Here is a 26,549-nt window from a genome sequence, read left to right on the forward strand (position 1 = left end):
ACGGTGTAACAGGTGTGACAGGAGTGGCAGGAGCAACAGGCGCGACAGGAGTAGCAGGAGCAACGGGTGTAACGGGCTCCACAGGAGCAACAGGAGCCGACGGTGTAACAGGTGYGACAGGAACTGCTGGRGCAACAGGYGCGACAGGAGTAGCAGGAGCAACGGGTGTAACGGGCTCTACAGGAGCAACAGGAGCCGACGGTGTAACTGGAGCGACAGGAACGACTGGGGCAACAGGCGCGACAGGAGTAGCAGGAGCAACGGGTGTAACGGGCTCCACAGGAGCAACAGGAGCCGACGGTGTAACTGGAGCGACAGGAACGGCTGGGGCAACAGGTGCGACAGGAGTAGCAGGAGCAACGGGTGTAACGGGCTCTACAGGAGCAATAGGAGCCGACGGTGTAACTGGAGCGACAGGAACGGCTGGGGCAACAGGCGCGACAGGAGTAGCAGGAGGAACGGGTGTAACGGGCTCCACAGGAGCAACAGGAGCCGACGGTGTAACAGGTGCGACAGGAACGGCTGGGGCAACAGGCGCGACAGGAACAGCAGGAGCAACGGGTGTAACGGGCTCCACAGGAGCAACAGGAGCCGACGGTGTAACTGGTGTGACAGGAACGGCTGGGGTAACAGGCGCGACAGGAACAGCAGGAGCAACGGGTGTAACGGGCTCTACAGGAGTAACAGGAGCCGACGGTGTAACTGGAGCGACAGGAACGGCTGGGGCAACAGGCGCGACAGGAGTAGCAGGAGCAACGGGTGTAACGGGCTCCACAGGAGCAACAGGAGCCGACGGTGTAACTGGAGCGACAGGAGTGGCAGGAGCAACGGGTGTAACAGGCTCCACAGGAGCAACAGGAGTAGCAGGAGCAACGGGTGCAACAGGCTCCACAGGAGCAACAGGAGCCGACGGTGTAACTGGTGCGACAGGAGTGGCAGGAGCAACGGGTGTAACGGGCTCCACAGGAGCAACAGGAGCCGACGGTGTAACAGGTGCGACAGGAGCAACAGGAGCAACGGGTGCCACTGGAACGAATGGCGTAACAGGAGCTACCGGTGCCACAGGAGCAACAGGAGCAACAGGAGCAACTGGAACTACGGGAGCCACAGGTGTAACAGGTGCTGAACCAACGGCTGATTCGAGTTATGCTGGCAATACGACGGGTGCACTTATCGCTGTTGTGCTCGGAGGAACGAATGTACCACTCCCGAGCTCACAAAACCTAAGCCCAAATATTACCGTAAACGGAGCTAATGATACCTTTACAGTTGTTAATGCAGGCAGATATTATATCACTTATCAGATCAACATCACGGCTGCCTTACTTCTCAGTACTCGTCTTCTAATTAATGGTGCAGCGAATCTTCCTTCTACGATTGCTCCAGTTCTAAGCGTATCAAGCTTTAATAATGATGTTATTGTTACTTTGACAGCAGGCAGTACCATAACGCTTCAAATGTTTGGATTATTAGGAGCAGCAACGCTGTTAGGCGGCGGAGCGGGTGCGGCTTTGACCATCATTCGGGTTAGTTAATAAAGCAGAAGTAACAGGACAATGGCATGAGAATATGATGTATCAATCTAATCGACTCGCGGGAGTGTGGTTTTGTTGATTTCCATCAGCTTGTGCCTCATTGTCAAAAATGAAGAGAAAACGCTCGGTCGATGTCTAGCTTCCATGAAGGATATCGCTGATGAGATTATTATTGTGGATACGGGTTCTACGGATTTAACGAAGCAGGTTGCGAGCGAGTTTACCAATCGCATCGAACATTTTACATGGATCGATGATTTTGCGGCAGCTCGCAACTATGCTTTTTCTTTAGCAACCAAATCCCATATTATGTGGCTGGATGCAGATGATATTTTGAAGGAAATCGATCAGCAGAAACTGCTGGAGCTAAAACAAAATGTAGATCCTGCCGTCGACTCCATTTCTATGGAATACCACTTGGCGTTTGATGAATTCGGTAATGTAACTTCAAAACTAAGACGAAACCGAATTGTAAAAAAATCGCGTGCTTTCAAATGGATTGGTCCGGTGCATGAATACCTTGAAGTTTATGGGGATATATTGAGCAGCGATATCGCCGTAACCCATAGCAGTATACATCATGACAGTGATCGCAATTTGAACATTTATGAGAAACGACTGGCTAAAGGGGAAATCTTTTCTCCGCGCGATTTATTCTATTATGCCAATGAACTTAAGGACCATGGGAAATATGAGGCTGCTATAAGATACTACGAAAAATTTCTTGCGACGGGCAAAGGATGGATTGAGGATAACATTGCTTCCTGCGGCAGGCTTGCGGATTGTTACAGCGAGCTTAATGAAGTACGCAATGTGGTCGATTCGATCTTCCGCTCTTTCCATTACGACAAGCCTCGTCCGGAATTTTGTTGCCGCCTCGGTTATTATTTCTTACAGCGTCAAGAGTATAAGCTGGCAATTTATTGGTATAAATTGGCGCTGAGCACAGAGAAGCCGGAGCAGAACTGGGGCTTTGAGAATTTAGCTTGTTCTACATGGCTGCCGCAGCTTCAGCTATGCGTTTGTTACGATGGCATAGGTGATTACGAAGCCGCATACGATCATAATGAGAAAGCAGCACAATTTAGGCCGACAGATGAGCGCATTTTGGCAAATCGTGATTATTTGAACAAACGGTTAGGAAAGAAAACAATCGAGATTAGTCTAGAACCCTCAACTTAATGGGTAACAGAGCGAATTTCTAAGATCGAATGAGGATTCCTATTTAAACTGAATATAATTAAACAACAAGATTTCTTCCCTTCAGTTTGGGAGGAAATCTTTTTTTGTTAGTTCAGCATATTTCACTTCGCACTATTGACATCGCCTATGAGCGAGTGTATATTATATTTTATAAAATTATATTGTATAAAATACAAAATCTTCACTGCACCAAATTGCATGAGGAGAATAGAGAAGGCTCTCTTTGGCAATAAGAAAACAAGATGTTATTTCAAGTAACGGAGGTTAAATAAAAGGCCATTGTCGATAAGGTGCTTTTTCATGAGGAGCTTCAAGGTCTAGAGCTTGCAAAGTAACGTACTAAAATAAAAACTAAAATGGAGGAATTAATGATGCAAAACTTATATACAGCTACGGTAACGGCAACAGGTGGAAGAGATGGCAAGCTTGTTTCAAGCGATAATATTTTGAATGTAGATGTGAGAGCCCCTAAAGAGCTTGGAGGAGTGGGTGGCGCAACGAACCCGGAGCAATTGTTTGCAGGAGGTTACGCAGCTTGCTTCGAGAGTGCTCTTAACGTTGTATGCCGGATGAAGAAAATTAAAGTGGAGAAAACCGAAGTAACCGCTCATGTTACGCTTGGCAAGGATGCAGATGGCGGATATGAGCTGGCTGTGAAGCTGGATATTGCGCTTGAGGGCGTTGAAGCAGACGTAGCGAAGGAATTGGTCGAAGCCGCTCATCAGGTATGTCCGTATTCTAGAGCCACTAGAGGCAACATTAATGTAGAACTCAATCTTCTTTAATCTAAAATAGTACAAGCCCAAAGCACAAAAAAAATCCGGAGAATGATCTCCGGATTTTTTGTGATGTTCTTATTTCGCGATGGTTTGTTTGCCCGACAGCTCAATAGATCTTTGTACAAGCACCGTCATTGCATCTACACAAAAGGCTGCGACGTCTTTTTGGATCGGTATGCAGGATAATTCAGTGCATGCGATGATCACACAGTGGCACTCATCCTGCACGAGCAAGTGGTTAATGATGCCTTCAAACTCGGAAGGCTCAACAGGCAAATTGCGTTTGACCTTGTTGTATATAATGTCCATCACATGCTCCTGAATGACTTCTTCAGGCTCGTGAAGGTGCATATTATACTGATTGCAGCCATGACGATACACGCCGCTGCTAACCGTTCCATTTGTAGCTAAAATACCAATCTTACAGTGTTCTCCAAAGGTGTCATGGATCTTTTTCAGCGTCTCATCCACCATGTTGATTATATTTATGCTTGTCATTTGCTGCATATCATTATAGAAATAATGCGACGTATTGCAAGGAATCGCAATATTAGATACGCCTGCTGCCTCAAGGATTTTGAAATCTTTAGCAACCGCTTTGAGAAACAACTCGCCTTTGTTTTCTAATATGACACCTGTTCGATCTGGCAAAGTGGCATGATTGAGAATGACGATATCAATATGCTCTTGATCACGGTCTGCTGCCGTTTGCTCGATAATCATATCGAAAAATACGGATGTTGCTTTTGGGCCCATCCCGCCTATGATGCCTAAGCTTTTAGCTTCCATTGCCTCAACCTACTTTTGATGAAGTGTTTAATTGAAATGATTTAGTTATTCAACGATCATAGCATGGCTTCCCATTGCGTCATAGCTGTTAAAAAAAGTGTCTGCATCGTAAGTAACTTGTCCTTTTAACGGATTCATTACATGTACTTTACCATCTTCATATCCATTTAGGACAACCACGTGCAAATTAATAGGRGCTGAATAATATTCACCAGTATCACTGAAATACCAAGCGTAATTCATTTTTGGCGGCGTGAGATCAAGCGTAATCCAAGTTACGACAGGGATCCCATTATTAAGCTGCTCGATAATTTCCTCTCGCGTGCTGCCGCTAATATCTGAAGTACTGTTGCTGCGCCCTGCGACATCAAAATACAAGTTAGCCGCCTCCACGATAGGAGGAGCAAAACTGAAAAATCCGCCCTTTAACGACCTAGGTTCGCCAGCGTATGATTTATAGGGATCAGGCCCATACAATTTATTGTTTTTGGTGATAAAAGCTTGCTTCGGCAAATAATTATCCGACATTTCTGTTTTGGTAACGTCATATCCGTAATAATTGAGTACCGCGGTTAATGAAGTAATTTCACAGCCGTTAGGCAGCTCAGGCTTCTGCATGATGGTATCGACATCGATATAAACCTTCTTAATAGTTATGGAGCCATCAGCTGCCCGCTCATAATCCTTCACATATTCAAACGTTTTGTTGGTGGTTGTCAGCTCTTGTGCAGGGCCTTTAACCGCTATTTGATGCTCTTCCTCCGACAGCTGATAAGGCCTGCCGACCTTCTGTTGTTTTATCTTATAGCTGGTACCGTAATCGAGCAAAATAGATGTTGCTTTACCCATTTCGTCTGTTGTCATGGTGCCGATAACCGATCCGCTATTAGCAGCGGTTATTGTATATACAGCATCTTTAATCGGCTGCTGCGTTGCTTCGTCTTTGCTTATTATTGTAATTGTTCCTTGCTCTATTTCTGGAGTAGGGGCAGTCGTTTGTGTAGAATCGACTTTCTCATTGAATACAGGTTTTGCATCTTCTTTCGTAAACAATGTATAAATAAAAAATATAATACCCAATAACACCAGGAGCTTGATCATTCTCTTCATGTTGGTGGCTCCTTCACTTTATAGCCGTAATAGTTATGCGACAGTGTGTAACGAGCAGGCAGCCGGTGGCTGCCCCATGCCTGTTACGCTTGCTCGAAGAACGTCTTATGCCATATAAGGAACACATACACTGTCCAAATGTATCTAGCGTAGTTCTGCTTGCCTGAATAATGCGAATCCAGATATTTCATCAGCTCATCGGTATGAAAGAACAGCTTCGCTCGGTCCGAGAGAAACATGTCCTTAACGAGCTTATAATATTTCTCTTGTCTTAGCCAGTGCCTAATAGGTACAGGAAAACCAACCTTTGGTCGATTCGCCCATTCATCGGGAAGTACTTCCTTCGCAGCTGTACGCAGTGCATACTTCGTATTGCTTGGATGTACACGAAGATCAGTAGGCAGCTTGGAAGCCAGATCCATAACCACTTTGTCTAAAAATGGAACTCTCAGCTCAATGGAATGGGCGAGGCTCATTTTGTCTGCCTTAAGAAGAATATCTCCCGGAAGCCAAAGCTTCAGATCGAGATATTGCATTTTGGTTATATCATCTTTGCCCCGCACTTGATCATATACAGTCTTCGTAATGCTTTGTACGGATGGTCCTTGCTTATATTCGTCCTTCAATACGGCTAAGGCATCAGCTTCTTCAAACACCTGCGCTTGACCGATAAAACGTTCCTCAACCCGCTGTCCGCCTTTTACGACAAAGGAGGTGATTCTGTTTTTGGACAGCTTGCCGCTTAATAATGATAACGGCCGCCTGATTGCAAACGGAAGCTTCTTGTATTTTTTCATCGCTGGTGTCGTATCGTACCAATCATAACCGCCAAAAATTTCGTCTGCGCCTTCTCCAGAGAGCACCACGGTCACATGCTTGCTCGCAAGCTCTGCTAGGAAATAGAGGGGCACGGAGGATGGGTTGGACTGCGGTTCGTCCATATGATACTGAATCGTTGGCAGCATCTTGAAGCACTCATCCGCTGAAACCAGTCGTTTATAGTTTTCGATGTTTAAAATTTCTGACAAATCCTCTGCGAGGTTCGTCTCATTAAAGTTGCCTTCATAATCCTCAAAGCCGACGGAAAATGTTTTGTTTGGTTTTAGCAAAGCGGTAATATAACTGGAATCAATGCCTCCGGACAAAAAAGACCCGACCGGCACATCGCTAATTTGGTGATAGGCGACTGATTCTTTTACTGTGCTTTTAATTTGGTTTACGTAATGGGACAGACTGTTCGGTTCTTCTGCAAAGTTAACGTCCCAATAAGGCTTCACTTCTAGCTTGCCTTGTTTGTAAAGCATATAGTGACCAGGCTTCAGCTTGTACACGCCTTTAAAAAACGTTTCATCAAGCACGGAGTATTGAAAGGTCAGGTAAGGCTTGAGCGCATCCTTGTTCAACTCTTTGCGAAAGGCAGGCTGCTTTAAGAAAGCTTTGATTTCAGAGCTGAATAGGAAGGAATTATCCGTTGTGTTTTGTGTATAATACAACGGCTTTATGCCAAAGAAATCCCTGGCGAGAAACATCGTTTCCGTATTCGTATCCCATATCGCAAAAGCAAACATGCCTCTTAGCTTCTGGAGCAGCAAGGTTCCATACTCTTCATAAGCATGAATGATAACCTCGCTGTCCGTATGGCTAACAAAGGTATGCCCGCACTGAATCAACTCTTCGCGCAGCTCTTGATAATTGTAGATTTCTCCATTAAATACAAGAACACAGCTTTTATCCTCGTTGTAAATCGGTTGGCTGGCTTCTTCAGACATATCTATAATTTTGAGGCGTCTAAACCCTAAAGTTACTTCCTCATCTGAATAGATACCGCCACTATCGGGACCTCTATGAACGATCATATCCATCATGTCTTTAATAATGGCTACTTGATCAACGTCGGGACGACTATCTGCAAAACCTACAAAACCGCACATGTGGAATACCTTTCATTAACTATATTGTTTTAAGCGCAGTCACATCGTTTTTAATTTGATTTCCCTGACGATTTCCGATTCATTAAATGGGATTTCCGTTTTCCCAATAATTTGCGACGTTTCATGACCTTTGCCGGCTATGAGAATGACATCGTCTTTTCTGCTGATATCAATGGCAAAAGCAATAGCGTCTCTCCTGTCGATAACGGCCTCATAAGCTCCGTTATAAGCTTCGACTCCTTCAATAATTTCCCTAATAATCAGGTTATTATCCTGCTCCTTGGGATTATCAGAGGTGATTACGGAAAAATCAGCAAATGTAGCGGCTACCTTAGCCATCGCTCTACGTTTCTCTGTGCCTGATTCCCCATCAGATGCGTAAACGCCGAACACGAGAATGATTTTGCCTTTGGTAAAAGGCCTGATTGTTTTTAATGCCTTCTCTAGGCTGTCCTCGGTATGAGCAAAATCGACGATGATCTTCGTATCCTCATCTTGATAGACAACTTCCAGCCGGCCTTTAATACCCTCAACAGCCAAAATGCCGTCTGCGATTTGCTGTAGAGTAAATTGATTGCAATAAGCCGTTGCAATAGCGGCTAGACTATTATATACGTAGATCGTCCCAGGCAGGTTTACTTTAATTGCGATGCTGCCCTTTGGCGTATTTACATTATAAGTCGTATAGTCGGCATAATAAGTAATATCCGTCGCGTAAATGTCAGCTTCCTGCTCAATGCCATAAGTAACCAGCTTTGGACCTTTATGCTGCAAGCGGTCAATGAGAATACGGCCAAATTTATCATCTGCATTAATAATGTTAAAGTCCGTCGTCATGTCGAACAGCAAAGCCTTCGCTTCGAAATATTCCTCCATCGTATGGTGAAGCTCCAAATGATCCGGCGTTAGATTTGTGAAAATGCCAGTTTTGAAGCTGGAATGAGCAACGCGTTTCAAATTGAGCGCATGCGAAGAAACCTCCATGACGCAATGCTTCATATGTGATTCGATCATATCGGCGAAGATTCGTTGCAAATACAGCGATTCCGGCGTCGTATTTTTATTTTGAATCAGCTTGTCGCCGATAACTGTGCCGATCGTGCCGATAATTCCGAGGGCTGTCCCCGTTTGCTCGAATATAGATTTTAGAAAATATGTGGTCGATGTCTTCCCGTTTGTTCCAGTGATGCCGAGAAGATTCATTTGCTCAGTCGGGCGATGATAGAAGTTTGCAGATACCAGGGCGAGCGCCTCACGCGTGTCGTTAACTTGCAGCACCGTTATTCCTGCTGGCACATGAACATCCTTCTCGACAATAACGACGGTCGCACCAAGTGCGATTGCTTTTTCGATGAAATGGTGTCCATCAACCGAAAAGCCCGTTATCGCGACAAATACGCCATTGGCTGAAGCTTCCCTCGAATCAAAGGCAATGGAGCTTACTTCAATATGCAAATCGCCTTTCACGAGCGTGTAATCCAGATCTTTCAGTAAGGAGGTCAATAACATACGATCAGCTCCATTCTATTACCTATTACTATTTTTGCAGGCTATCTTCTTAGAAGCTTTTTCGTAAGCTTGCCACCGATGATAGCCGCATAGGAAAAGGCTGGTTTCGGGTCCTTCCAATCCCAGATCGCATAAGCTTTCGGTTTAAACAAGGATACGAATACTTGCTTCCAAGTCAATTGACCCGTCTTGATGTAATCGCGAACAGCAAGCATGTCCTCATATCCGTACCAGAAAACACGGTTCGTATTCTCTTTGACGGCTTTGGGAGGCACAAGGTTGCCGCCAGTTAACTCTTGGTAAGTAATCCATGGAATATTTACCCCAACTCGGTACAGCAGGTTGTTCAGGTTGGTAATCCGGCAATTGACTTCGATTAAATAAAAACGGCCAGTTTCGGCGTCTTTTTTGAATTCAATTTCCGCGAAGCCTTTCCATTTCATCTTCTCTAGAAAAGGAGCTCCGATATCGAACAGCTCTTGTACGTATCTCTGCCCTGTATACACCGATGCGCCGAAGTTAATCGGATATTGGCGGAATTTTTGACAAGTGACCCAGTGAGTGACCTTTGAATCTTGGTTTAAATACGCGTCGAACGTATACATATGATCGTCGAAACCTGGGATGATACGCTGTACGATGACTTCCAAGCTCGCTTCCTTCGCTTTGGCCAGCGCTTGTTCGAGCTCAGCGCGGCTATGTACCTTAAAGAGCTTGCGTCTAAACTTGGCAACGAAGGATGGAGAATCTGTTGGTTTGACGATACAAGGATATTTAATGATTTCGTCGATCTTCTCAAAAAAACGATCTTCGTCTACACGGACCGTTTCGGGAACAGCTACACCATTTTCTAGAGAAAGGCGCTGCAGCACCTCTTTATTCATCATATCCGAGTATATGCCCGGAATGTCTTGTGGTATGAGATAGTGTTCTCTAAGCTCTTCCAAATGCTCATCGATAACCTCAAGATAAGAATCGTGGCATGGAATAAGGACAGGAGGAGCGCTTTGCTTGAGGGCATATTCCTTCAAGAAACGAATGAACGCTGCCGTGTCTTCTTTATAATGAGGAGAGATTAGTCTCTCAGAAGTATATTTTGAATCGGCGCCATAGGTATCTTTAGTCGAATAATCTACGGCAACCGTATGTACACCGTTAATGCCTAGGCAACGAATGGTGCTTAAACCTATATAATAATTACAACCCAAAATTACTGCTTTATTATTCACAAAGGCACATCCCGACATCCTAATTTATGTTCATTTCCCTGTATTACGACTAATGTTTTAAATAATTTTACTTCATACTTTCTTATAATACAAATGGATTTATCCTCATAATAGCTACAAAGATGTGGAGGATTTGAACCAAATCCGAGGTGCATGCTGCCGCTTAAAACAGCTTCTTTAACAGCCGTTTTTTCTGGCATTCGACACCATTACCCGTAAATCGCTGAAACCATTTATCGGAATTTTTAACATTAAAGCACTTGATGAGCGTTATTAGCATATTTGTGATTTTATTAACATTTTTCAATTATTCATATATATGTATATTTTACTATTCTATATTTAACGCAAGTAACTTTTTCCATATATTGATCGATTTTACTAGTTAAAAAGAACTAGAAATTGGATAAAATAGCTTCATTTTGTCGAATAATGCCCGAAAATTGTCTACGTTCGTCGACAAGTTTTTACAAACTCCTTATTGCTCTACGAGTATAATAGAAGCATTACCACACGAGTGCTAGATAAGGAGCGTGCCCCGAAGCGAGCTATGGACAAAAAACACTTGCTTAAACAATTGCAGTCGTTGCGGCTAAAGCTTCATGAAATAGCCGAAGCGCGCGGCAGTCTGACAGATCCGGATGTTCTAGCGATTAGCGAAGAGGCCGATCAACTAATTGTTGCGTTACAGCATATACAAAGAAACGAGCTAACACATATTACGATACGCCGCGACGATATGTAGAGAATATTATCTCTCTCGAAGCCGTCGGAAAAATTGAGTCAACAGGTTTGAGCATTCAGGCTGTAAAATACCACTAGTGAGCTCCGTTTCATGGTTGAAACGGGGCTCTTGCAGTAAATTCATGAGCGTCCCAGCACATCCAGCCTTCGGGTCGGTTGTTCCATAAACGACACGTTTAACCCGAGATTGAACAATGGCGCCGGCGCACATTGGACAAGGCTCCAACGTGACATACAATGTACAATCTAATAATCTCCATGCGCCGATGCGATCGCAGGCGTCACGAATAGCTACCATTTCGGCATGAGCGGTTGGATCAAACCTCGTCTCACGCAAATTGTAGCCTCTTCCGATGATTTCATTGTTTCTGACGATAACAGCCCCGATAGGAACCTCTCCAATTTGCTCGGCTTTTTTGGCTTCTTCAATAGCTTCCAGCATCCATTTCTGATCTTCTTGCTCTCTTGTCATATACAATAACTCCTTTACTATTTATTCATTATACAACGAACAAATATTCCGTTGTTAACATGTCGTGGATAACATTGTGGATAACTATCATGATATACACATAAATACTCACAATTTATTCAGAGCTGTGCACAGTAATTGTGGATATTGTGTATAAGTTGTTAATAAAAACGTTTTTGTGTAAAAGGATGTGTCATTCATTGTCAATAAAGATGAAATTTTCAGTCTTGATCACGCTTATCGTTTTGACGTTTTTTATATTCCAACACATGCTTAGTGAGTATTCGATGATTCAAAGCATGCGTGAGCAAGCAAAACGAGCGATGCACGATACTTCCATGCATGTGGCGAACACATTTTCCTCTTACGAGAAGAAGTCAGGTTCAGGCTATATCTTTCCGGAGAAGGATCGCTCAGGCCCTGGGCATATCTTTGATATCGTAAAAACATTAAATCCAAATATAAATGAAATTACAGTATTTGAGCAAGATACGTTGGCTGTGCGTTACGGTACTTACACGTATTTGGATTCAAATAGCGATCAATCTATTATAACCGATGTGAAGAAAACAGGTTTTGAGCTTCGAAAGATGGAGATCAACGGAAAATGTTATTTTAGAAGTTATTATTACACGAAGCAGATGGGTAATTACATTATAAGTGTCGTTTATGACAGAAAGGGAATTAATGAGCTTATCGCGGAGAAGCGAAATGATTCATTCATTTATACGGGCATATCGATGGTGCTCGTCCTCTTTATTAGCTATTGGCTGGTAGGAGTAATGATTAGACCCTTAAAAGATATATTATGGAAGGTTAACGAGGTTTCATCTGCAAGGTTTCAACAGCCGATTCGAATTAAACGTAAGGATGAATTCGGCTTGCTGGCTCTTAAGGTCAATGCGATGTCGCAAAATCTAAGTATATATATGAACAAGCTGCGCAGAGCGTTTGAGGAAAACCGCCGGATGAAGGAGCATTTGGAGTCATTTATTAATCACACGAGCGATGCGATTCATCTTATTGATTTGGATGGTAAGGTTATTCAAGTAAACCGTGCTTTCGAGCTGCTCTTTGGTTATGAGGAAGAAGAAGCAATTGGTCTCATAAATCCTATTCTTCCCGACTCTCATCATGCAGAGATGAGGGATATGTTAAACCAGATCTTGTCGGGCAAAGTACTGCCAGCTCAGGAAACGATACGAATGACAAAGCTTGGAGAGCTGATACCTGTAAGTGTAACCATATCGCCAATTCGTGATTCGGACGGAACGATTCGTGCCTTTGCCAGCATTTCAAGAGACATGAGGAGCCGTAACAAAATGGAAGAGCTGCTGCGCAGGTCGGAGAAGCTGACGACAGTAGGGCAGCTAGCAGCAGGCGTAGCCCATGAAATTCGCAACCCGCTGACGACGCTGCGCGGTTTCCTGCAGCTCCAGCAGGAGAGCAAGAAGCTGGCACTTTCCCACGTAACGCTTATGTTATCGGAGCTTGACCGGATCAATCTCATTGTTGGCGAGTTTCTCATTCTTGCGAAGCCGCAAGCGACGAGGTTTGTCACCAAGGACATACGGGATGTACTGCAAGATGTTATTGCGTTAATGAACAGTGAAGCACTTCTTCATAATATCGAGTTTTGTGTTACTCTAACCGATGATTCTTGCTTAATTTCATGTGAAGAAAATCAATTGAAGCAAGTGTTTATTAATTTGCTGAAAAATGCGATTGAAGCGATGCCAAATGGTGGACGAATCCATATTCATATTAATCATAAACGGGAATACATTTCGATCACGATAACGGATGAAGGAATGGGCATCCCGGACGATATGATACCGAAAATTGGAGATCCCTTTTTTACAGCGAAGGAAACGGGCACAGGGCTCGGCATTATGGTTAGTCAGCGTATTATTAACAGCCACCGCGGAACGATGGATATTAAAAGCCAGGTTAATGTCGGAACAACGATACATTTGCTGCTGCCAGCTTTGAAAGAAACACGGGAGAGCGGTATACTGGAAGCATAAGCACAGATCGGGCTTCTAACGGAAATGTAAGAGGAGGGATTCTCGTTGAAGCAGGAATCTTCTGTAGATGGTTCATGGCAAAAAGGGAACGTGCTTCATGATGCTTCAGGCTACAGCGCCTTACTTGTAGGAGCTACTGGTTTGATCGGAGCAGCTTTGCTCCGTCAGCTGCTTCGTGATTCGCTGGTGACGATGGTAACCGTTATTGTAAGGCGGCCGCTAGAGACGAAAACTTTGGGCAGCGCGAATGAGCTCTCCAAACTGAATATGATCGTCACCGCCTTTGATGATTTGGATAAAACGCTGGAGCAGGTACATGCAGACGTCATATTTTGCACGCTTGGTACGACGATCAAGGTTGCGAAGACGCAAGAAGCCTTTCGCAAAGTAGATTATGAATATCCGCTCACGCTTGCCCGGTTTGCAGAACGCACGAATGCTTCTTTATTTTCTATCGTGACGGCTATGGGGGCTTCCTCCAGCTCAAAAATATTTTACAGCAGAGTGAAAGGTGAACTGCAGGATGCGATTGCTAAGCTGAGCATTCCGCTAGTTCAAGTGTTTCAACCCTCGCTTCTGCTTGGCGAAAGACCGCAGGCTCGACCTGGTGAAGCGTTTGGAGCTGTCGTTTCGAAAGGGCTGCAATTTGCGATGGTTGGTCCGCTGCGCAAGTATCGGCCGATTAAGGGTGAGGATGTAGCTTTGGCAATGAGAAGAGCGGCGGGACAAGCTGGACAAATGAAGGCAGCAAGCAAGTCATCGATGATTCAGTATTATTCATCGGACAAAATTGCCGACTTGGCATTACATACAACGGGGTGAAGCAGCTTTGAGAATCAATAAGTTTATTAGTGAAACAGGTTATTGCTCCAGACGTGAGGCGGATAAGCTCGTAGACAGCGGACGTGTTACGATCAATGGAGAAAAGGCACAGCTCGGCAGCCAAGCTGAAATAGGTGACGATGTACGTGTTGATGGCCGCAAAATCGGCGAGCAAAAAAATCATGTTTATATTGCGCTTAATAAGCCGGTAGGCATTACCTGTACAACCGAGCTTCATATTAGAGGCAATATTGTTGATTTTGTTGGTCATGAGGAGCGTATCTTCCCGATCGGGAGGCTGGACAAGGATTCGGAGGGATTAATTCTCCTCACGAATGACGGTGATATCGTCAATCCGATTCTACGCTCGGAGGGCAAGCATGAGAAAGAATATTTGGTTACTGTAGATAAACCGATGACAGAAGCGTTCTTAAAAGGAATGGCAAGCGGAGTTCATATACTAGGCAGCATGACATTGCCATGTGTTGTAACAAGAGTGACGGACCGCGTATTCCGCATTATTTTAACGGAAGGCCGCAATCGTCAAATTCGTAGAATGTGCGAAGCATTCGGTTATCATGTTCGGAGACTGCAGCGGCAGCGTATTATGAACATCCAGCTCGGCGGTCTTCATGTTGGCAAATGGCGTGATTTGAGCGAAGCCGAGAAGGCGACTTTGTTCGAGACATTAAGTTATGAGCCGGTCTAAGCAGGAAACATTCATTCGTATAACGACAAAAAAACCTGAATCACACGCTTAGGGCGAGTTGATTCAGGTTTTTAATTATGGTTTTTTTACATTTAACTGCTGGGCATTCGTGACATCAGTGTACGTATGGATGATCGAAACCTCTACACGACGGTTTTTGGATTTGCCTGCAACCGTCTCGTTGTCGGCAACAGGACGATATTCACCGTAGCCGATAGCGCTAAAGCGCTCGGGTTTCAGTTGTTTATTTTCGAGCAAAACGTCCAAGAAACGAATCGCCCTCATAGAGCTCAAATCCCAGTTTGATTTAAATTGGTTAGTCGAGATCGGCGTTGTATCGGTATGACCGGAAACGATGACCTCATAATCAGGGTACTGCTGCAGCATTTTGCTGATCGCAACGGCAAGCTCCTTCGATTCAGGCTTAACAGTTGCTTGTGCCGGTGCAAATAATGCGTTGTCGCTAATCGTAATCATCAGCTGTGAGAGATTTAACTTCGTCTCAAGATCAGATGTCAGGCCGTTTTTCTTAATATAGGCATCTACTTTTTTCTTCAGATCCTCGAGATCCTTCTGCTCCTGCTTAATAAGCTCCTCGCGAGCTTTCTCTTCATCTGATTGATTTTTGTTTACATCCTTGTCGGGAAGCTTGCCGCCTTCTTCTTTTTGCTTCTTCCCGTCATCCTCGCCGCTTTTCACAGCGGACGTTTCGGTTAGAATACCGCTGCCAGTGCTGAGTGCTAAACTAAATGCTTTCGACATTTCTTCAAACTTCTTTACGTCGACGGAGTTCATGGAGTACAACACGATAAAAAGTGCTAGCAGCAGGGTGAGCAAATCGGCGTAAGGAATGAGCCATGATTCATCCACATGCTCCTCGTGTTCTTCATGTCTATGCTTTCTGCTCAACGGCGCCTTCCTCCTTTTCCCTCATCTTCAATCTTTCTGTAGGTGTAAGGAAAACAGACAGCTTCTGATTAATAGCGATCGTTGATACGCCGGATTGAATAGAAAGAAGGCCTTCCACCATCATAAGACGGATTTGAATTTCTTTCTTAGACATGCGCTTCAGTTTATTAGCAATAGGATGCCATAATACATAACCTGTAAAGATACCAAGAAGTGTTGCGATAAAAGCTCCTGCGATGGCATGTGCGAGTTTTCCCATATCGCTCATATCAGCAAGTGCGGCAACGAGGCCTACAACTGCACCGAGTACCCCAAGTGTAGGGGCATATGTACCTGCTTGCGTAAAAATAAGTGCTCCCGCTTTGTGGCGGTCTTCTGTTGCGGCAATATCCTCAAGTAAAACATCGCGTACAAAATCTTGGTCATTTCCGTCAATAATCATACGCATGCCGTTACGAAGAAATGTATCTTCAATCTCGTCAACTTTTGCTTCAAGAGCGAGCAAACCCTCGCGACGTGTAATGGAAGCCCATTCCATGAAGCGCTGAATCAGCTCATCACGCATAGGCAGCTTTTGCTCAGTGAACACCATTTTGAATAGTTTACCGACTTTGGATAGCTCGGACATCGGGAAGGCGATCATGACGGAGGCTATAGTTCCCAAAATAATAATCATAAAAGCAGCTGGATTTGCAAGAGAGGACAGGTGTGCTCCCTTTAAAACCATGCCTCCAAGTACAGCGACTAATCCTAGCACCAAACCAATAATTGTTGAATTTTTCATCATACACCCCGTCCAATACATTTTCGACATTTCTCTACTTCTTATATTATCGACAAATGGGTATTCTGAAGTTAGAGTATATGGAATGATTTAAGGCGAATGCGTTAAAAAATGATAAAATGCGGTAGAATAGTAGAGAGATATGTACAAAAAATGACGATAGCAAAGGTGGTACACGCAAATGGGCGTAAGACATGCAAGAGAATATTCAGATATATTGAAGGATTTTACAGCAGCTGTGGCTGAAATTGAGAATAGCTATACTTTTTTTGAAATGGAACCAGATGAATGGGCTCAGCTGCCTGTAAGCGATCGGCATGAAGTGATGGAGGCTTTGGCGGATGATGTTTTCTTTGGGCTAGGAGAGAATCCGGTCATTGAGGTAGGCAGCGGTGTCATTACGTATAATAGCAAACATCACATCATAGAGGTTTCACAGGACGATAAGGTGACCCAAATCATTAGATTGATATAAGCATTCGGCATAAAACTTCATATAAGTAGTGCTCTTGTCGGATCTTTACATTTAATGTCGACTCTATTACAATGTTATTCAATACAATATGACATATAATTTGACATTGATCTAACATAGAGGAGAACGACATGAATGAGTGCTCATCATCGTTGCTGTTGCCGAAAGCGCTTGAATTAGATGGTGAAACATTAGCAGCATTTTATCAGCCCATTATAGCGATGGATACAAGACGCATTATGGGTTACGAGGTGCTTGCTCGAGCTGTAAAGGGTGATTCCGTGCGGAGTCTTGGACCTTTCTTCTGCAATGAACAAATTCCAGAAGAGGACCACATTATAGTGGACCGGGTACTGCGGGAGCAGGCATTCTCGAAGCTGGCTTCAATGGAAGAAGAACAGCCCATGTTATTCATTAATTTGAAGCCGTCTTGGATTTATCGGTATGAGGAGATCGGCGAGCTCTACACGTTGTCGCTGCTTGATAAGTACGGAATTGACCCTAAACGAATTGTCATCGAGATAACGGAGGAAAGCTTCCAAGGTTCCATGGATAGGCTTCGTTCTGTTGTCGACATATACCGGGCAAGGGGCTGTTTGATTGCAATCGATGATGTAGGCAGTGGTTTTAGCAATACGGATCGGATTGCTCACATTCAGCCCAACCTGCTCAAAATCGATATTCATATGATTAAGAAAAGCGCGACTCATGACGGCTATTTCGGTGTGCTGCGATCCTTCTCTGATTTAGCAGAGCAAATTGGAGCTTCGCTGCTCGTCGAGGGAGTGGAGACAAGGGAGGATTTGGCCCGCGCAATTCAGGCAGGCGCCCGTTACGTCCAAGGCTATATGTTTGCAAGGGCAGAGCCGGAGTTTCGTGAGCCTGCTTGTTTTGCATCTCTAATTGAAGCGGAGCTTGATCAGCATCTGCTGCATTTCGTTGGAACTGAACGCTATTGGCAGCGGCAATCGGAGAAGCTGGCAGAGCAGTGGGTTGCGCTTGTTCAGGAGACGCGTTACCTGGATCATGAGGATGAATGGATAGAGGGGCTGCTTCCCGAGCTTTACGACCATTGCATTCGGGTTTATTTGTGCAATGAGAGCGGTATTCAGCTCTCATCCAACTATTATCGCGATGCGGACAAGGCTTGGAGGCGAGAGGAGCAATACCGCGGTGCCAACTGGTGTTGGCGTCCCTATTTTGTTCCTAATCTCGTCCAGCTCAATGAGCATCGACGTGCAATCGTTTCGCGCGCCTATACTGATCTCGATTCTCACGCATGGATTAGAACCGTATCTGTTCTAGCAGCGCCTGGTCTTATTTTACTTATGGATTTGAGGGATTCTGAGCGCGGAGCCCAGCGTCGTTAACGTGCGGCTGCTGGCTCATAAACCATACAATGGCATTCGGCAAAGCCAGTAGGAGTAGAACGCGCATAGGTGTCTGTAATATGGAAGCCGGCTTGTTCATAAACGCGCATCGCACGAGTATTCCAAGTAAGCACCTCCAAATCAATTTCGTTTTGAGGGGTGCGCCTTATTGCCTCTGCGACAATGAGACGTGTGAAGGCAAGGCCGAGGCCTTTACCGCAAAGATCAGGCCGCAATCCGAGCCCGAGCCGCGTTACGCCTGTTAAAGGAAAAAACTGCGCAAACCCAATGAGCGCAGACTGAGCGTCTAGGACAGCCATATATTGGGCAGCACGAAGGACGGGATCGCCAAATTCGATTTCGTCTTTTTTCATTTGCTCCCAAGTCGGCCAATTATAAACATCAAATGGAGCCTCGTAGCGCCAGCCGCATAGTTGCTGTGCATGGCCGGTTTCGAGCGGGCATATGGTCATATCGCCTTCATCTCGATTATAATGAATAGAGCTTTGATGGCTTGTCATTTGTTTTTACCTCCGCTTGAAAAAAAGTAGCTGAATAGAGCGAATGTCGAATGAAATAGGTTTATTATAACAGATAGGCGTGCGTTGATCGCGCGTAAATAAGGAGAAGCATCAAAATGAAGAAGTTGATCTGGCTAGGCTGCTTGTCATATTTAGTCATCGGCGTTGCCCATGTTGTGGGCGGATCTATCTTGGAACAGCTCATTGCTCATTATGGTTTAACCTATAAAGATGGCGGGCAATGGATTATGAATCAATTCCTCGGGTTCCTGGTGGGTGTTCTGTTAGCGCCATCTATTACTTCGAGAGTTGGAAAAAGAGGCGCAGTACTGATTGCGATGGGCGTACTGACGCTCAGTGAGGCGGCATACAGTTTGCTGCTGCCATGGGGCTGGATGCTCGCGATTGCTCCGCTTGCGGGTCTTGGCTTTGGGATGACGGAAGCGGTCGTCGGCGCAATGATTATTGATATGGCGAAAAACGGCAAGGCATCGGCGATGAGCCGATTGGAAACCTTTTTTGGCGTTGGCGCATTGTTGATTCCAATTGCAGCGGCTTATCTGATTCAGCATAGCATTTGGCAGGTTTCCTTTCCGATTCTGGCAGCGATGTCAGGCATCACCTTTGTTCTCTGGCTGACGATGTCCTTTGGAGAGCTGGATGATGAGCTTGGTATAGTTGCTCGAACACCGGAAGTGAAGGAAGGCCATTCGAATGAGTTGGAAGGATCGCAAACCACTCGCGGATCTGTCTTTTTTGGCTATCCGCGCAAAGCACTTCCATTTCTCTTGTTATCGGCTTTATTTTTTATGATTTATGTAGGAATGGAAATGAGCTTCTCCAACTATCTGCCTTCTATTCTCATCGTTCGATCAGGTGTAGGAGATTCCAGTGCGGCAGCGGTGCTCAGCTTGTTCTGGGGAACGATGGTGCTAGGGCGTCTATTTGCGGGACTGCTGGCTGACCGAATGGGTTATTCGCGTTACTTGCTTATTGCTACAGCGGGCGCCTCGGTCGTTTTTGTTTTAATGGCTGTTATGGGTCAGCTTAGCTGGATGCTTGCCTTTGTCGCACTTAGCGGATTGTTCTTCTCGGGTATATTCGGTATCGCTCTTGTTTATGCCAATGAGCTCATTCCGGGTATGACGGAGAGGACAACGAGTTTGCTTGTAGCATTCGGCGGGCTTGGAGGAGCGATTTTTCCTCGTTTGACTGGCTGGATAATGGATCAGTACAATGTGCAATCTACGTTATGGTATATAAGCAGCTTAGTTATACTGATGCTGCTTCTGTTAGCGGCGATGCTCCTACTCGGAAGAAAACAAGTTCACAGCATACGATCCAAGGCTTAGCTGAACTGCAAATTATAAAAAAACCTCCACATTCGCTGTTTCAAAGCGGGTGTGGAGGTTTATTTATTATTAAACGTGTTATTCTAAATGCTTTCAGCTATTTAAGAATGGTTTTGTATACCTCTATGGCGCGCGCGCGTGATGCTTTCAAGTCGACGATGGCACCGCTTTGCGGCTGATGAATCTCTTTGTCTGTCAGATGATTCAAATGAGGCAGCCAGCGCCTAATATAGCTGCCGCTAGGATCATGCGTCTGTGACTGAGTTGCGGGATTCATGATGCGGAAGTAAGGCGCTGCGTCATACCCGAGTGAAGAGCACCACAGCCAACCGCCGCGATTAAGCGTGTTGTCATAATCGCTTAAGTGAAGGCGGAAATATTGTTCGCCAAGCGTGAAGGGACATAGCAGATTTTTAGTTAAAAACATAGCTGTTACCATTCGCAAGCGGTTGGGCAGCTCACCTGTACGATTGAGCTGCGTCATGGCCGCATCAATGATTGGAATGCCGGTGGCAGCTGCAGCCCATGCTTCTAGATGAGCATCTGAGAGCTTGGATATATCAGCGAGCTGCTCGTAACGAAAGAAATCATCATGATACATCGCTTGATATAAATAAAAATCACGCCATGCCAGCTGCCGTATCCATGATTCAGACCCCGGAAGCCCTTGGGTCATTTCGTAGGCTTGGCGGGCGGAGATGGCGCCCGTATTAAGGAAACGTGCAAGCTGGCTTGTATGATCATCGGCATAAGCGTCCCTGCTCTCCGAATAAGAGGCAAGGCGTTCTCGTACGAACCGTTCCAGCTTGGATAATCCTTTGGACGATCCTTGCACGTTTGTGCCGCCTAGGGCGCATGAAACGGATTCGGGCAGAGCGAAGGACTGCGCAACCTTGGCATTAATTTCGCTTAAGGTAGCAAGCTCATGAATCGTCGTTTCACTCATTGGGCTATAGCACTCCAGCATAAAGCTGCTCCACTTGCGATAAAAGGGTGTGAAAACCTTGTATGGCTCCATTTTTCGAGCAAATGCCGGGAAAGCATCTAGATCAGCAAGAGGTGAATCGGCAATAGACATCCATCGGCGGCCAAGGCTGCGTGTGGTTAGCCCAAGCTGCTCATCTCGCTGCCGTGAGTAAGGCGTATAGTCTGTGTGAACAATAACCTCATCAATAGGATGCGCATGCAGCAGTGCTTCGGTGATCGCAGCAGGATTACCATAAAGCACATGCAGTTCCTTTCCTGCATTAGAATAGCTGTGCAGAAGCGAGGCGGCTTGCGCCATGAAATTCCGGCCGCTATGACTAGTTAAACGGCCATCTCCTGTAATAACGGGATCTATGATTAGCAAATGAATGCCTTGTTTCTCTTTTTTCTTCAAATAATCAAAAGCGCGCAAATCTGCAATACGCAAATCCTTGCGGTGAATAAACAAATACATCAGTGATAGCTCCTTCCATAAGCGCAACATTGAACGGCCGCATTCCAGCTGGAATGAAACAGCAAAGCCGCAAGTCATTTGTCGTCAGAGGACAAAAAACTGCGGCTTTGCTAGATGAGTCTACCCGTTCAACCCTCAAGAAGAGGGATTAGGTTGCTCTATTTTACGTCAACGTTGGCTTGGTATGAATCAGCATCCATGATACGACGAGCAGTTACATATCGTCCCTCATAGTACTCGGAGTTAAGTTTGTCAGTTACAACGCCTCTGCTCGAGGATGAATGTACAAACTTTCCATCTCCAATGTAAATGCCAACATGGGATACGGCGCTATTATTGCCGCCAACTGTGTCGAAGAACACAAGATCTCCCGCAATGAGGTCAGCCTTAGCGACCTTTGTACCTTCTTTTGCTTGCGAACCAGAAGTACGTGAAAGCTCAATGCCCATTTTCTCGAACACATAGCTCGTGAAGCCGGAGCAATCAAAGCCTTTCGACGACGTTCCGCCGCTTTTGTACGGAGTGCCAATAAGATCATTAACAATTCCGTTCAATTTTGAGTCAGCGAAAGCGCTTCCCGCTTGAAAAGCGAGCACGAGAACGAGACCCAGGATTAATGTGGTAATCTTCTTCAATTGTGAAACTCCTTCCAATGCCGACGAGGTTAGCTGTGGGGTTCGGTTGAAGGCTCCCTATGATTCCTCGGGCGTTTGAAAAAAACTCAAACGTCGGAATCAATTCACCCAAAGTGGTTCCCCCGTATCCCAATAGGGAATTAGGCAGTTTTTTTATTGCTTTGAGAAATATTCGATTATTTTCAATGATCTCCTGCCTTTAGTGGCAATTTCTAATAATTCTCATGTAACCTTTTGACAATTTGCTTCGTTAAACCGTTCTTTCTGTAATATAAACACGCCATAGTAGTGCTTTCTAACTAAATACATGGAGTCAATTTCATTAATTATGTGGATGTTGTGTAAAATATACCGTTTTGTCCTTTAGGCGCTATATCGCAAGGACTAGCTTAAAGTGCCGTAAACGGCGGTATTTCACCATTTTGCTCCTCATAAATTAGAAAAATCTCATCTATATCACTCGTGAATAAGCGTAGATTCAGACAGCCTAGCTGCTGCTCCAGATAGAGCGGCAGAAATAGACAAAGGAGGCTGTTCATGAGAACAGCCCCCTTTGGGCAATCGAAAAAAAGATTTATTTTGCAGTAACGATTTTTTCAGAAATGAGCTGTGGATCGTTGTTTTTTTGCTGCATCCAAAACTGTACCTTGTATTTTCCGGCATTTTTGAAATCGTAGGAAACGAGCTTGGAGCTGAACCAAAAGGTGTCTTTTTCGACGAACTCTTTAAAATCATCATCATCCTGGCTGCGGCTGTCGATTGTCGTTTCCTTATCATTAGGATCAACGATGGTCACTTTGAACTCTGAAATCGCCATATTCAAATTATCGATTTGTGCTTGCACTAAAAATTTCTGAACACTGCCTTTATCAACCTGTCCGAACATAGCTCGCTTCTCGTTCATTAGAAACATATGCACATTGGGCTTCTGAATAATGAGCTTCTTATCATTGCTCTTCCATTGGACGAAGGCTTGAAGGCTGTCACTTAAAGAACGAATGCTAATATAAACCTTATCATCCACAACGACAGCATCGTCAGTGGATTGCTTATTATTATAAAGGAGCGTTACCTTTTGAAATAGTTTGTCTGCTGCAACCAATGAACCGCCCGATAAGAGCAATACCATGGATATAATAACTAGTTTTTTACGCATCATTTGTGAATATCCCCCATTTTTGATTTTCTTTCAGTTATTTATACAGAACTGCCATCATTTAGTTGCGGTTAGTTGTAAAAAAAACCTCCACACCACAGCAAAGCGTGGAATGAAGGTTTATTTTTGCTTCAGCATCTAGAGGACGCTGAAGGCTTTTTTGGTTTGCTACATTCTTTTCGTTTCCAAAAAGTCATATTGCGCGGCAATCGTCCAAACCTTCATCAGTGTTTGAATGAGATAATAGCCTTGATGCAGAATGAGTGCAATCAGCCCGGCCCACAGCATGGAGAGACTTGTCACCACAAGCCCAGCAGCCGCTCCAATCCCCCACATGATGAGCGACACAGCTGCATAGGTGAGGAAATTTCGGAGAGCGTGCCATAAGGAACGGAATATGCTTCCTCCTGATGCAGCGCTGAATTGCATGGCTAGAAACAGCAGATGYAGTACTGTGCCCCATAGGAGCCATAGAAGGGCGCTAGGCAGCACCGTTTGCAGCAGCTCTGGAATAGAGCCGCTCTCTAGAAGCGCATCCAGTGAGCGCGGCAGCACATACCAAGCAGGAGCCACAGATAAAATAACCTCGATCCAGTAAAGCAGAACTACAGGCTTCCAAGCTTTGCGAATACCTTCTAGAAATCGTGTCCCTCTATTCGATCTGGACTGATTTAACGAATAGAATAGACCGGCATTGAATAAGGGAGTGATCAGCATTCGGGCAACAAGGAGACCGCCCAGCGTCCAGACGTAAGGATTAATGAGATCGGTCTTGAACAGCTGGAATTGTGCTTCGGTCATGAATAGCTGAACGGCTGCTTCTGAAGGAGCGGAGCTTGGATATCGACGCAGCAGCGGAGCTACGACCGAATCAATGAAGCGGTAAAGGAAGAACCCCCAGATCAGCTGATAAAGAAATAATAAAACAACAATGTAAAAATGTTTTACCGCTAACCGCCAGCCTTGCTTCAAATGTATTTTCATCGTTTATCGCTCCTTGAACGCAATTACTTACCAGCTCAGCGACCCGAGCAGTCCTTCAATTAGTTGGACAACGCCGAGGCTCCATCTTGTGCGTTTATCCTCTGGCAGCTGAGCCTGCATGTAGTTGTTAATGAGCTTATTATCAAGCACATTGCTGTTGTTTGGGTCAACGACTGCCCATTCAAGCGGAGCGGAATGCAGCTGTTTATATTGCATATGGGATTCCTGAGTATCCCAAAGCTTTGTTATTTTGGTGCCGTCAGTAAACTTCATCAACACTTTAATCTCTCCATTGCTGCCGCCGTTTTTCTTAACGAGTACAACAGATTCATACATCTCAGCACCATCTTGGGTGACTGGGCGTACATGAATCGATTCGATCGAAAAGTCGGCCATTTTGTTGCCGTAGACATATTGGCTGAAATAATCATTCCATTTCGTTTTTGTTACCTGTTCGACAACACGCTGGAAGTCTGCTGTCGATGGATGCTTGAACTTATACTTTTGGAAATAGGTTCGCAATATTTTTTGCATCGTTCTGGAGCCGACCTGATTCTCGATACCAATGAGCACCAGCTTTGCCCTCAGATATACATTCTCGGCATATTGCGAGTGGCTGGCGTATGACCAAGATTGCTGCTTGAGCGGTGCAGGGTTGGTCATATAGCTCGCTTCCATGCGCAAATTCGGCTCCAAGCCATATGCCGTCTCCATTACTTTATCCTCGGCATAGGACGTAAACCCCTCGTCCAGCCATGCCTCCTCGAATTCATTAGAGGCGACCATTCCGTACCAATATTGATGGCCAATCTCATGAACGACCGTACGTTCAAGATCGTAGCCTGGGTTATCATTTTCTGCAGCGAAAGCGGTAATGAGTGTTGGATACTCCATGCCGCCAGCTCCGTTCGCTCCTTTGGGCGGAACGACGATCGACAGCGTACTGTAAGGATATTCACCATACCACTTGGCGTAGCTTGAGAGTGCGGACTTGGCTGCATGCATGTAGCGATCCTTAAGGTCAGCATGCGCAGGATCAAGATACAGCTTAATGCGTACACCGGGAATGCCGGTATCTGAATAAGCAGTCTCTTCATAAACGAAGTCCGGTGAGGCCGACCAAGCAAAATCATGAATATCATCAGCATAAAACTGGTAAATCTTTGTTGCTTCCTTGATCTCGATAGGCTTTGTTTGGAAGCCCGTTGCAGCGACGGTGTAGTTCTCAGGCACATTAATCCGAACGCTGTATATGCCGAAGTCGCTGTAGAACTCAGAATTGCCATGATACTGATGGACATTCCAGCCCTCAGCTGTACGTCCGCGCATGCCGGCTGTCTCATATACAGCGAGCTTTGGAAACCACTGCCCAGCCATCACGAAGTTGCCGGAATAGCCCATTCTTGCGAATACCTCTGGGAGCTTCACCTCGTAGCTCATTCGCAGCGTTACGGAGGTGCCGGGAGCGATAGGCTCCGGCAAGCGGATTTTGGCCAAAGTAAAATCATTGGCATTGCCATCGTCAGGTTGTACATATTGAAGACGTGGCAGAAGGCTCTCACCGTTCAGCGTTTCTAGCGTAAGCAGGTTCATATAGCCTTGGCTATTGGTTGTTGCTTTGTCCTGGCGCAGCTTGCCGCCGGATTCTTTCATAAACGTGGTTTTGCCCGATTGAAAGGCGTTCGGGTACAGATGGAAATAGAGCTCGGACACTGTTTTTTTGCCAGGGTTAGTCCAAGTTACGGTTTGCTCACCGTTCAGCTGCTTTGCATCATTCGTTAAATGCACGTTGATATGGTACTCAACGACACGTTTGCTCAGCTCTTGCGGTTTAGGTGTGATGACCGTATTCGGCTCCTGCACGGCAGGCGGCTTGACCGACTTTTGAGCAGGCGCTAGTGCTTGCTTGGCGTTAGCGGCGGGGGCGAAAGCATAAGTATATTGGGATTGCCAAGCAGTCCCGAAGTCATGCTGCATCGATATGCCGAGCAGCGCGACTGCGAGTATTACGAGTAAAATTCGTTTGAAATAGCGTGGAGTCATTGAACGTTTCCCTCCCGTTG

The 26,549-nt window shown here is 45.3% G+C and carries 26 protein-coding genes and 1 riboswitch; of the genes, 10 read left to right on the forward strand and 16 right to left on the reverse strand.

Going from position 1 to position 26,549, the window contains the following annotated elements; translation table 11 throughout:
- The 3 genes from AC1DPK_RS26590 to AC1DPK_RS26600 form a co-directional block, all read left to right on the forward strand.
- A partial coding sequence (locus AC1DPK_RS26590) for a BclA C-terminal domain-containing protein (RefSeq protein ID WP_477512174.1) occupies window positions 1-1,535 on the forward strand: 1,535 nt, incomplete at its 5' end.
- A gap of 75 nt (window positions 1,536-1,610) precedes the next feature.
- Window positions 1,611-2,717: a glycosyltransferase gene (locus AC1DPK_RS26595; protein WP_477512206.1), complete on the forward strand. Its 1,107-nt coding sequence runs from the start codon at window positions 1,611-1,613 to the stop codon at window positions 2,715-2,717.
- Window positions 2,718-3,109: 392 nt separating this feature from the next.
- Window positions 3,110-3,523: an organic hydroperoxide resistance protein gene (locus tag AC1DPK_RS26600; RefSeq protein ID WP_076271553.1), complete on the forward strand. Its 414-nt coding sequence runs from the start codon at window positions 3,110-3,112 to the stop codon at window positions 3,521-3,523.
- Window positions 3,524-3,592: 69 nt separating this feature from the next.
- On the opposite strand, the gene AC1DPK_RS26605 is transcribed toward AC1DPK_RS26600, so the two are convergent.
- The 6 genes from AC1DPK_RS26605 to AC1DPK_RS26630 all read right to left on the reverse strand — a co-directional run bounded on the left by AC1DPK_RS26605 (window position 3,593) and on the right by AC1DPK_RS26630 (window position 10,285).
- Window positions 3,593-4,306 carry an aspartate/glutamate racemase family protein gene (locus tag AC1DPK_RS26605; RefSeq protein WP_477512175.1) on the reverse strand — a complete coding sequence of 238 codons (714 nt, stop codon included), beginning with the start codon at window positions 4,304-4,306 and terminating at the stop codon, window positions 3,593-3,595.
- 45 nt (window positions 4,307-4,351) lie between these two features.
- Window positions 4,352-5,416, reverse strand: a complete 1,065-nt coding sequence (locus tag AC1DPK_RS26610; protein WP_477512176.1) for a C39 family peptidase — start codon at window positions 5,414-5,416, stop codon at window positions 4,352-4,354.
- Between the two features lie 83 nt (window positions 5,417-5,499).
- A complete protein-coding gene (gene asnB / locus AC1DPK_RS26615; RefSeq protein ID WP_477512177.1) occupies window positions 5,500-7,347 on the reverse strand; it encodes an asparagine synthase (glutamine-hydrolyzing) in 1,848 nt (615 codons plus the stop codon).
- A gap of 39 nt (window positions 7,348-7,386) precedes the next feature.
- Window positions 7,387-8,856 (reverse strand): UDP-N-acetylmuramoyl-L-alanyl-D-glutamate--2,6-diaminopimelate ligase, encoded by a 1,470-nt coding sequence (locus AC1DPK_RS26620; protein WP_339205952.1) that lies wholly within the window; start codon window positions 8,854-8,856, stop codon window positions 7,387-7,389.
- A 41-nt stretch (window positions 8,857-8,897) separates the two neighbouring features.
- A complete protein-coding gene (locus tag AC1DPK_RS26625; protein ID WP_477512178.1) occupies window positions 8,898-10,085 on the reverse strand; it encodes a carboxylate--amine ligase in 1,188 nt (395 codons plus the stop codon).
- The gene (locus tag AC1DPK_RS26630) at window positions 10,082-10,285 is read right to left on the reverse strand and encodes a hypothetical protein (protein WP_477512179.1); all 204 of its coding nucleotides are present in this window, start codon (window positions 10,283-10,285) and stop codon (window positions 10,082-10,084) included. The genes AC1DPK_RS26625 and AC1DPK_RS26630 overlap by 4 nt, the downstream gene beginning before the upstream one ends.
- Window positions 10,286-10,635: 350 nt before the next feature.
- Here AC1DPK_RS26630 and AC1DPK_RS26635 point away from each other — a divergent pair, with 350 nt between their 5' ends.
- Complete coding sequence (locus AC1DPK_RS26635) at window positions 10,636-10,830, forward strand: aspartyl-phosphate phosphatase Spo0E family protein (protein ID WP_076271559.1); 195 nt, start codon at window positions 10,636-10,638, stop codon at window positions 10,828-10,830.
- A 6-nt stretch (window positions 10,831-10,836) separates the two neighbouring features.
- Here AC1DPK_RS26635 and tadA read toward each other — a convergent pair whose 3' ends face one another.
- Complete coding sequence (gene tadA / locus AC1DPK_RS26640) at window positions 10,837-11,301, reverse strand: tRNA adenosine(34) deaminase TadA (RefSeq protein WP_076271560.1); 465 nt, start codon at window positions 11,299-11,301, stop codon at window positions 10,837-10,839.
- A 200-nt stretch (window positions 11,302-11,501) separates the two neighbouring features.
- Between tadA and AC1DPK_RS26645 the strand changes: the two genes are divergently transcribed.
- Genes AC1DPK_RS26645 through rluF form a run of 3 tightly spaced genes read left to right on the forward strand, consistent with a single transcriptional unit; the run spans window position 11,502 to window position 14,859 of the window.
- Window positions 11,502-13,328, forward strand: a complete 1,827-nt coding sequence (locus AC1DPK_RS26645; protein ID WP_441884828.1) for an ATP-binding protein — start codon at window positions 11,502-11,504, stop codon at window positions 13,326-13,328.
- A 45-nt stretch (window positions 13,329-13,373) separates the two neighbouring features.
- Window positions 13,374-14,150, forward strand: coding sequence for an NAD(P)H-binding protein (locus tag AC1DPK_RS26650; protein ID WP_477512180.1), 777 nt, complete (start codon window positions 13,374-13,376; stop codon window positions 14,148-14,150).
- Window positions 14,151-14,157: 7 nt separating this feature from the next.
- Window positions 14,158-14,859, forward strand: a complete 702-nt coding sequence (gene rluF, locus AC1DPK_RS26655; RefSeq protein ID WP_477512181.1) for a 23S rRNA pseudouridine(2604) synthase RluF — start codon at window positions 14,158-14,160, stop codon at window positions 14,857-14,859.
- 75 nt (window positions 14,860-14,934) lie between these two features.
- On the opposite strand, the gene AC1DPK_RS26660 is transcribed toward rluF, so the two are convergent.
- Window positions 14,935-15,768, reverse strand: coding sequence for a flagellar motor protein MotB (locus AC1DPK_RS26660; RefSeq protein WP_477512182.1), 834 nt, complete (start codon window positions 15,766-15,768; stop codon window positions 14,935-14,937).
- Window positions 15,752-16,552, reverse strand: coding sequence for a flagellar motor stator protein MotA (gene motA, locus AC1DPK_RS26665; protein WP_054027115.1), 801 nt, complete (start codon window positions 16,550-16,552; stop codon window positions 15,752-15,754). Before motA ends, AC1DPK_RS26660 begins: the two co-directional genes overlap by 17 nt.
- A gap of 181 nt (window positions 16,553-16,733) precedes the next feature.
- Between motA and AC1DPK_RS26670 the strand changes: the two genes are divergently transcribed.
- Window positions 16,734-17,027, forward strand: a complete 294-nt coding sequence (locus AC1DPK_RS26670; protein WP_076271564.1) for a hypothetical protein — start codon at window positions 16,734-16,736, stop codon at window positions 17,025-17,027.
- Between the two features lie 131 nt (window positions 17,028-17,158).
- The gene (locus AC1DPK_RS26675; RefSeq protein ID WP_477512183.1) at window positions 17,159-18,397 is read left to right on the forward strand and encodes an EAL domain-containing protein; all 1,239 of its coding nucleotides are present in this window, start codon (window positions 17,159-17,161) and stop codon (window positions 18,395-18,397) included.
- Here AC1DPK_RS26675 and AC1DPK_RS26680 read toward each other — a convergent pair.
- A complete protein-coding gene (locus AC1DPK_RS26680) occupies window positions 18,394-18,918 on the reverse strand; it encodes a GNAT family N-acetyltransferase (protein WP_477512184.1) in 525 nt (174 codons plus the stop codon). The two genes, AC1DPK_RS26675 and AC1DPK_RS26680, sit on opposite strands and share 4 nt — an antisense overlap.
- Window positions 18,919-19,034: 116 nt before the next feature.
- On the opposite strand from AC1DPK_RS26680, the gene AC1DPK_RS26685 reads away from it, so the two are divergent.
- Window positions 19,035-20,270, forward strand: a complete 1,236-nt coding sequence (locus AC1DPK_RS26685) for an MFS transporter (RefSeq protein WP_477512185.1) — start codon at window positions 19,035-19,037, stop codon at window positions 20,268-20,270.
- A gap of 97 nt (window positions 20,271-20,367) precedes the next feature.
- On the opposite strand, the gene AC1DPK_RS26690 is transcribed toward AC1DPK_RS26685, so the two are convergent.
- The 6 genes from AC1DPK_RS26690 to AC1DPK_RS26715 form a co-directional block, all read right to left on the reverse strand.
- Window positions 20,368-21,711: an FAD-binding domain-containing protein gene (locus tag AC1DPK_RS26690; RefSeq protein ID WP_477512186.1), complete on the reverse strand. Its 1,344-nt coding sequence runs from the start codon at window positions 21,709-21,711 to the stop codon at window positions 20,368-20,370.
- 158 nt (window positions 21,712-21,869) lie between these two features.
- The gene (locus AC1DPK_RS26695) at window positions 21,870-22,346 is read right to left on the reverse strand and encodes a C40 family peptidase (RefSeq protein ID WP_477512187.1); all 477 of its coding nucleotides are present in this window, start codon (window positions 22,344-22,346) and stop codon (window positions 21,870-21,872) included.
- Between the two features lie 3 nt (window positions 22,347-22,349).
- A riboswitch (cyclic di-AMP (ydaO/yuaA leader) is annotated at window positions 22,350-22,503 on the reverse strand.
- Window positions 22,504-22,735: 232 nt separating this feature from the next.
- Window positions 22,736-22,885 (reverse strand): hypothetical protein, encoded by a 150-nt coding sequence (locus tag AC1DPK_RS26700; protein ID WP_477512188.1) that lies wholly within the window; start codon window positions 22,883-22,885, stop codon window positions 22,736-22,738.
- Window positions 22,886-22,920: 35 nt separating this feature from the next.
- The gene (locus AC1DPK_RS26705) at window positions 22,921-23,505 is read right to left on the reverse strand and encodes a hypothetical protein (RefSeq protein ID WP_441884810.1); all 585 of its coding nucleotides are present in this window, start codon (window positions 23,503-23,505) and stop codon (window positions 22,921-22,923) included.
- 165 nt (window positions 23,506-23,670) lie between these two features.
- Window positions 23,671-24,486 carry a hypothetical protein gene (locus tag AC1DPK_RS26710; RefSeq protein ID WP_477512189.1) on the reverse strand — a complete coding sequence of 272 codons (816 nt, stop codon included), beginning with the start codon at window positions 24,484-24,486 and terminating at the stop codon, window positions 23,671-23,673.
- 27 nt (window positions 24,487-24,513) lie between these two features.
- The gene (locus AC1DPK_RS26715; protein ID WP_441884806.1) at window positions 24,514-26,529 is read right to left on the reverse strand and encodes a M1 family metallopeptidase; all 2,016 of its coding nucleotides are present in this window, start codon (window positions 26,527-26,529) and stop codon (window positions 24,514-24,516) included.
- Window positions 26,530-26,549 lie beyond the last annotated feature (20 nt).

It is taken from the genome of Paenibacillus sp. 01T424 (genome assembly GCF_056398745.1).

Excerpts from the sequence above, each read along its gene's own strand:
- AC1DPK_RS26600 (WP_076271553.1), top strand. The coding sequence starts at position 3,110 with ATGCAAAACTTATATACAGCTACGGTAACGGCAACAGGTGGAAGAGAT.
- AC1DPK_RS26605 (WP_477512175.1), bottom strand. The coding sequence starts at position 4,306 with ATGGAAGCTAAAAGCTTAGGCATCATAGGCGGGATGGGCCCAAAAGCA.
- asnB (WP_477512177.1), bottom strand. The coding sequence starts at position 7,347 with ATGTGCGGTTTTGTAGGTTTTGCAGATAGTCGTCCCGACGTTGATCAA.
- AC1DPK_RS26620 (WP_339205952.1), bottom strand. The coding sequence starts at position 8,856 with ATGTTATTGACCTCCTTACTGAAAGATCTGGATTACACGCTCGTGAAA.
- AC1DPK_RS26630 (WP_477512179.1), bottom strand. The coding sequence starts at position 10,285 with ATGCCAGAAAAAACGGCTGTTAAAGAAGCTGTTTTAAGCGGCAGCATG.
- AC1DPK_RS26635 (WP_076271559.1), top strand. The coding sequence starts at position 10,636 with ATGGACAAAAAACACTTGCTTAAACAATTGCAGTCGTTGCGGCTAAAG.
- tadA (WP_076271560.1), bottom strand. The coding sequence starts at position 11,301 with ATGACAAGAGAGCAAGAAGATCAGAAATGGATGCTGGAAGCTATTGAA.
- motA (WP_054027115.1), bottom strand. The coding sequence starts at position 16,552 with ATGAAAAATTCAACAATTATTGGTTTGGTGCTAGGATTAGTCGCTGTA.
- AC1DPK_RS26670 (WP_076271564.1), top strand. The coding sequence starts at position 16,734 with ATGGGCGTAAGACATGCAAGAGAATATTCAGATATATTGAAGGATTTT.
- AC1DPK_RS26675 (WP_477512183.1), top strand. The coding sequence starts at position 17,159 with ATGAATGAGTGCTCATCATCGTTGCTGTTGCCGAAAGCGCTTGAATTA.
- AC1DPK_RS26680 (WP_477512184.1), bottom strand. The coding sequence starts at position 18,918 with ATGACAAGCCATCAAAGCTCTATTCATTATAATCGAGATGAAGGCGAT.
- AC1DPK_RS26685 (WP_477512185.1), top strand. The coding sequence starts at position 19,035 with ATGAAGAAGTTGATCTGGCTAGGCTGCTTGTCATATTTAGTCATCGGC.
- AC1DPK_RS26690 (WP_477512186.1), bottom strand. The coding sequence starts at position 21,711 with ATGTATTTGTTTATTCACCGCAAGGATTTGCGTATTGCAGATTTGCGC.
- AC1DPK_RS26700 (WP_477512188.1), bottom strand. The coding sequence starts at position 22,885 with ATGAACAGCCTCCTTTGTCTATTTCTGCCGCTCTATCTGGAGCAGCAG.
- AC1DPK_RS26705 (WP_441884810.1), bottom strand. The coding sequence starts at position 23,505 with ATGATGCGTAAAAAACTAGTTATTATATCCATGGTATTGCTCTTATCG.
- AC1DPK_RS26715 (WP_441884806.1), bottom strand. The coding sequence starts at position 26,529 with ATGACTCCACGCTATTTCAAACGAATTTTACTCGTAATACTCGCAGTC.